General features: G+C 70.0%; 2 protein-coding genes and 2 pseudogenes. All 4 read right to left on the bottom strand.

The features are described 5' to 3' along the window. Positions 1 to 82 precede the first annotated feature (82 nt). A pseudogene (locus tag ACWNCF_RS04795) lies at positions 83 to 553 on the bottom strand (acyl-CoA dehydrogenase family protein); the annotation flags it as partial. Position 554: 1 nt separating this feature from the next. Beyond that, complete coding sequence (locus ACWNCF_RS04790; protein WP_449406220.1) at positions 555 to 1,409, bottom strand: enoyl-CoA hydratase family protein; 855 nt, start codon at positions 1,407 to 1,409, stop codon at positions 555 to 557. A gap of 15 nt (positions 1,410 to 1,424) precedes the next feature. Further along, complete coding sequence (locus tag ACWNCF_RS04785; RefSeq protein WP_449406219.1) at positions 1,425 to 1,916, bottom strand: MarR family winged helix-turn-helix transcriptional regulator; 492 nt, start codon at positions 1,914 to 1,916, stop codon at positions 1,425 to 1,427. Then, positions 1,913 to 2,239 (bottom strand): annotated as a pseudogene (locus tag ACWNCF_RS04780) (SDR family oxidoreductase); the annotation flags it as partial. The gene ACWNCF_RS04785 and the pseudogene ACWNCF_RS04780, both read right to left, overlap by 4 nt. Positions 2,240 to 2,271: the final 32 nt, after the last annotated feature.

Raw genomic sequence — 2,271 nt, 5'->3', positions numbered from 1 at the left:
TGTTGTGCCCTGGTTTACTTCGTTCAGTTACGTATTGCTAAGGTTGAAAACGGAGGAGGTTTTAGTTGGATAATCCAGCACCTGTCTTCTCGCCGTCGAGGACATACGCATCGCCGTCGGCCCGCGCGGCGCAGCGCATGGCGGCGACGTCCGAACCGGCATCCGGCTCCGACAAGGCAAACGCCGCGATTGCCGCGCCGCGCGCCACGCGCGGCAGGTAGCGCTCACGCTGCGCGTCGGTGCCGAACAGGCTGATGGCGCCGGCGCCGAGGCCCTGCATCGCGAACGCGAAATCCGCGAGGCCGTTGTGGCGCGCCAGCGTCTCGCGGATCAGGCAGATGGCCCGGGTGTCGATCGGCGACCCCGCGCCCGCGATCGCATGCCGCAGCCAGCCCCCTTCACCCAGCATGCGCACGAGGCGCCGGCAATCGGCGTCGACGTCCGTGCCGTGCAGGTCGCGCACGGCCTGGCCCGCCCACTCGTCGAGCGCCGCCTCCAGATCGACGTGCCGTCCTTCGAAGAACGGCCACTCGAGATAACCCTTGTCCGCCATGTCAGTCTCCTTCGAAACCCGGCGCCGACTTTGCCACGAAGGCGTGGTAGGCGCGGTGGAAATCGTTGGTCGCCATGCAGATCGCCTGGGCCTGGGCCTCGGCCTCGAGGGCCTCGTGGATTCCCAGGTTCCACTCCTGCTGCAACATCTTCTTCGTCATGCCGTGGGCGAACGTGGGGCCCGCGGCCAGGCCGCGCGCCAGTTGCAGCGCCTCGCCCATCACGTCATCCGGCGCGCACAGGCGGTTGAAGAAGCCCCAGCGCTCGCCCTCCTCGGCCGACATCGAACGGCCCGTGTACAGGAGTTCCGCCGCCCGTCCCTGGCCGATCAGGCGCGGCAGGATCGCACACGCCCCCATGTCGCAGCCGGCCAGGCCGACCTTCGCGAACAGGAACGCGGTGCGGGCGCGCGTGCTGCCGAGGCGCAGGTCGGACGCCATCGCCAGGATCGCGCCGGCGCCCGCACACACGCCGTCCACGGCCGCCACGATCGGCTGCGGGCACGCCAGCATCGCCTTCACGGTGTCGCCGGTCATGCGCGTGAAGGCCAGCAGGCCGGGCATGTCCAGGCGCGTGAGCGGCCCGATGATCTCGTGGACGTCGCCGCCGGAGCAGAAATTGCCGCCCGCCCCCGCGATGACGACGGCCTTCACGTCGTCCGCGTACGCGAGCGCGCGGAACAGGTCGCGCAGCTCCGCGTAGGCGTCGAACGTCAGCGGGTTCTTGCGCTCCGGGCGGTTCAGCGTGATGGTGGCCACGCCGTCCGCCGCTTCGAACAGGAAATGCTCGGCGCGGTAGTCGGCCAGCGTCGTGCGGTTGCGCGGCAGCGCATGCGGGTCGCCCTGCAGGTAACGCATGGTGTGCTCCTGGTCCTAGTTGTCGTTGTCGTTCAGATGCCGCTTCATTGCGTCCAGCAGCGCGATCATCGTCGTCTTGTCGGCGGCGGGGATGTCGCGGAACAGGTCCGCCACCCAGCCTTCGTGCACGGCCGCCATCGCGGCGAACGTCGTGCGGCCCAGCGGCGTGAGCTTGAGCATGTACGCGCGCCCGTCCTGCGGATCGGTCACCCGCACGACCAGCCGTTCGCGCTCCAGCTGGTCCGCGATGCCCGTGACGTTGCCGCCCGTGACCATCATCCGCTTCGACAGTGCGCCCATCCGCAAGCCGTCCGGATGGCGCTCCAGCTGGGCCATCAGGTCGAAGCGCGGCAGCGTGATGCCGAACGTGGCGCGCAGGCGGCCGCGGATCGTGGCCTCGACGCGCGTCGTGCAGGCCAGCATGCGCAGCCACAGTTTGAGAGCCTGGTGATGCTCGCCGGTCAGGCGCGCCGTCAGGTCGGGCGGGGCATCGTGCACGGGCTTCACATGACCTCCCCGCCGGCCACCGCGATGGCCTGCCCGTTCAGCGCGGCCGCGCCGGGCATGCACAGCCAGGCGACGGCGTGCGCGACTTCGTCCGGGTGCACGAGCCGGCCCTGCGGATTCGCGGCCGCCAGTCCGGCGCGCGCCTGTTCCTCGGAGCGCCCGGTCTTGCGCGCGATGTTGGCCACGGCGTCCGCCACCATGTCGGTCTCCGTATAGCCCGGACAGACGGCATTCACGGTGACGCCGCGGCTCGCCACCTCCAGCGCCAGCGCGCGCGTGAGGCCGACGAGGCCGTGCTTGGCCGCGCAATAGGCCGCCACGTAAGGTGCTGGATCATCCAACTAACTCCTCCGTT

Source organism: Massilia phosphatilytica (assembly GCF_977014125.1).
The sequence above is the reverse complement of the archived record's forward strand: the minus strand, read 5'-3'. Positions and strand labels throughout refer to the sequence as shown.

Excerpts from the sequence above, each read along its gene's own strand:
- ACWNCF_RS04790 (WP_449406220.1), bottom strand. The coding sequence starts at position 1,409 with ATGCGTTACCTGCAGGGCGACCCGCATGCGCTGCCGCGCAACCGCACG.